Source organism: Isoptericola sp. NPDC056134, from assembly GCF_042264825.1.
Lineage (GTDB): Bacteria > Actinomycetota > Actinomycetes > Actinomycetales > Cellulomonadaceae > Isoptericola > Isoptericola nanjingensis.
On record NZ_JBHJVM010000044.1, the window covers coordinates 1 to 3,294 of the forward strand.

Consider the following 3,294-nt stretch of genomic DNA (forward strand, 5'->3'; position numbering starts at 1 on the left):
TGGCCGTCCTCGCACTGCTGCCCGTGATGATCTTCTTCATCCTCTTCCAGCGCTACATCGTCGACGGCGTCGCCACCCAAGGCCTCAAGGGCTGAGGATGGTGCGCGGCACGACGACGGAAGGGGTGGCCATGGCGGCACGGGGCGGACGAGAGCGCGGTCGCGACCGGCGGCGGAAGGCCGCCGCCGGGGGCGAGACCAAGACGGGCGCGGCGCTGGCGCTGTTCGCCGAGGTGGTGCTGGCCGGTGTGCTCGTCGCGGTGGGCAGCCTGCTGCTGGTCACCGCCGTACCCTCCCTGGCGGCGGGCGTGGCGCACGTCCGCCGCCAGGTGACCGGCCACGACGTCGGCGTGAGCCGGTTCGTCCGCGACTGGTGGGCCGCGGTCCGGGCGCTGTGGCCGCTCGGCCTCGCCGCCGTCGGCGTGGCCCTGCTGCTGGCCCTCGACTGGCAGCTCGCGCGGGCGGACGTGCTGCCCGGCGCGGGCGTCGTCGCGGTGGTGGTCGCCGTCGCCGCGGCCGCCGTCGTCGCGGTGCTGGCCCGAGCGGCCGGCGCCTGGGCCGAGTCCACCGACGGGCAGGACGCCGGGGCCCGCACCGCGCGGCAGGCGCTGGCCGTGGGCGTGCAGCGCACGCAGGACGACCTGACCGGCTCGGTGCTGGTCGCCGTCGCGGCCGCCCTGTGCGTCGTCTTCGTGTGGATGCTGCCGCCGCTCGTGCTGGTGGTGGGGGGCCTGCTGGCCCTGGCCGTGGTGGGCGTGGAGGCCCGCCGCGGCGGCCGCGCCGACGTCTGACCCGCCCGCGCCCGCCGACACCGGGGTGTGTCGCGCGCGCCCGACGGACCGTGTCCGATCCGAGTTGCAACGATGCAGAGAGGAACGTGCCATGCGAACGACCAGAACCACCGTGGGTGCCGTCGCCGCGCTGACGGCGGGCGTGCTCGCCGTCAGCGGCGTGCCGGCCACCGCCCAGCCCGCCCCGTCAGGGGGCGCCGGGGGGACCGGGGGCGTGCAGCTGGAGCACCTCGACCGGGGGCTGGTCGCGGCCTCGACGAGCGAGGGCGTCTTCCTGTCCTGGCGGCTGCTGGGCGACGAGGTCACCGGCCACACCGGCACCGGGATGGCCGGGCCGGGCTTCGCCGTCTTCCGCGACGGGAAGCGGGTCGCCACGGTCACGGACTCCACGAACTACGTCGACGCCGAGGGAACCGCGGCCTCGCGCTACGCCGTCGCGCCGGTGACGCAGGACAAGCACGGCAGGGACCGGGTCGGCACGCGCAGCGCCGCCGTCACCGCCTGGGCCGACGACCACCTCGACGTCCCGCTGAACAAGCCCGCCGACGACGTCACGCCGCTGGGCGAGCCGATCACGTACTCGGCCAACGACGCGTCCGTGGCCGACCTGGACGGCGACGGCGCGCTGGAGATCGTCGTCAAGTGGTATCCGTCGCGCGCCAAGGACGTGTCGCAGAAGGGGTACACGGGCAACACCTACTTCGACGCGTACGAGCTGGACGGCACGCAGCTGTGGCGCATCGACATGGGCGTGAACGTCCGCTCGGGCGCGCACTACACGCAGTTCCCGGTGTACGACTTCGACGGCGACGGGACCGCCGAGGTCATGATGAAGACCGCGCCCGGCACCAAGGTCACGACCTATCGCCACGGGAAGCCGGCGAACGAGCGCTACGTGCCGATCGCGAAGGCAGACCGCAAGGCCGGCGTCACGGACGCCTCCGACTTCCGCTGGAGCGCCGCGGACTACGCCGACCACCTCGTGGAGCTGTTCCAGGGCTGGACGGACGAGCCCGAGGTCGCGAGCGGCCAGTGGCCGGCGACGATCGAGGCGGCGCTCGGCATCGAGCCGCGCTACGACTACCCGCTGTCCGAGCCGGACGCGCGCGAGCTGGTCGACTACTACGTCGACGAGTGGGCGCCCGCCCGCTCCGACCGCAACGACCTGCGCACGTTCGACGGCTTCGTCCTCACGGGACCCGAGTACCTCACCGTCTTCGACGGCCGCTCCGGCAAGCCCCTGGACACCGTGGACTACGAGCCCGGACGCACCGACGACGGGCTGCGCTGGGGCGACTACGAGTGGACCCGGATCGAGCCGGGCAACCGCGTCGACCGGTTCCTGTCCGGGGTCGCGTACCTCGACGGCGAGCACCCGTCGGCGATCTTCGCCCGCGGGTACTACACGCGCGCCGCGATCGTGGCCTACGACTGGGACGGCCGGAAGATCAGCACCCGTTGGACCGCCGACTCCGGCTTCAAGCCGATGAACAACCCGTTCCTGGACAGCGAGAACAAGGGCGTCCAGCCCGACCCGGACAGGCCGCTCACCCGGCTGTGGGGGCAGGGGTTCCACTCCCTGTCCGCGGCGGACGTCGACGGCGACGGGAAGCAGGAGATCGTCTACGGGTCGGCGACGCTCGACGACGACGGCACGCTGCTGTACTCGTCGTCCGACACGCTCCCGGAGGGGTCGTCGAACCCGGGCGCGACGGCGAACCTCGGCCACGGCGACGCGATGCACGTCACCGACATCGACCCGGCCCGCCCGGGCCTGGAGATCTGGACCTGCCACGAGGGCGGGGCGGGGGTGCCCTACGGCTCGGTGCTGCGCGACGCCGCGACCGGCGAAGCGATCTTCGGCGCGTTCTCCGGCAAGGACACGGGGCGCTGCCTGACCGGCGACGTCGACCCCACCCCCGGCATCGAGGTCTGGGCGTCCATGCCGGACGGCACCGACGCGTCCGGGCTGCTCAGCGCCACGGGCGAGCAGCTGCGCGCCACCACGCCGGGCACCAACCAGACCGTGCGCTGGGCCGCCGACGGCACCACGCAGGTCGTCACGGGCTCGCGCGAGCAGACCCCGCAGATCGTGGACGGCGACGGCACCGTGCGCCGCACCCTGGACGGCACGCTGACGAACAACGACACCAAGGGCAACCCGTCGCTCGTCGCCGACGTGCTGGGCGACTGGCGCGAGGAGGTGCTGGTGCGCACCGCGGACTCGTCCGCGCTGCGGGTCTACACCTCCACCGAGGTGAGCACCACGAAGATGTACACCCTGCTGCACGACCCGCAGTACCGGGCCGAGGTAGCCCGGCAGCAGACCACCTACAACCAGCCGTCGTACCCCGGGTTCTACCTGGCCTCCGACACCGACTGGTCGCAGGTGCCCGTCCCGGCGCTGAGGTAGTCCCGCTCCTGCCGAGGTAGTCCCCTTCTCGGCAAAGGAGTGGGAGGGTTCAACAACCTCAAGAAAAAGGAAACCACCCCAAAAGGTGCCC

General features: G+C 73.0%; 2 protein-coding genes and 1 pseudogene. All 3 read left to right on the forward strand.

All coding sequences use genetic code 11. The features are described from left to right. Window positions 1-95, forward strand: a pseudogene (locus ACFCZN_RS20775) (carbohydrate ABC transporter permease); the annotation flags it as partial. A 35-nt stretch (window positions 96-130) separates the two neighbouring features. Beyond that, a complete protein-coding gene (locus tag ACFCZN_RS20780; RefSeq protein WP_430558016.1) occupies window positions 131-790 on the forward strand; it encodes a hypothetical protein in 660 nt (219 codons plus the stop codon). Window positions 791-881: 91 nt separating this feature from the next. Continuing rightward, complete coding sequence (locus ACFCZN_RS20785; RefSeq protein WP_430558017.1) at window positions 882-3,203, forward strand: rhamnogalacturonan lyase; 2,322 nt, start codon at window positions 882-884, stop codon at window positions 3,201-3,203. Window positions 3,204-3,294: the final 91 nt, after the last annotated feature.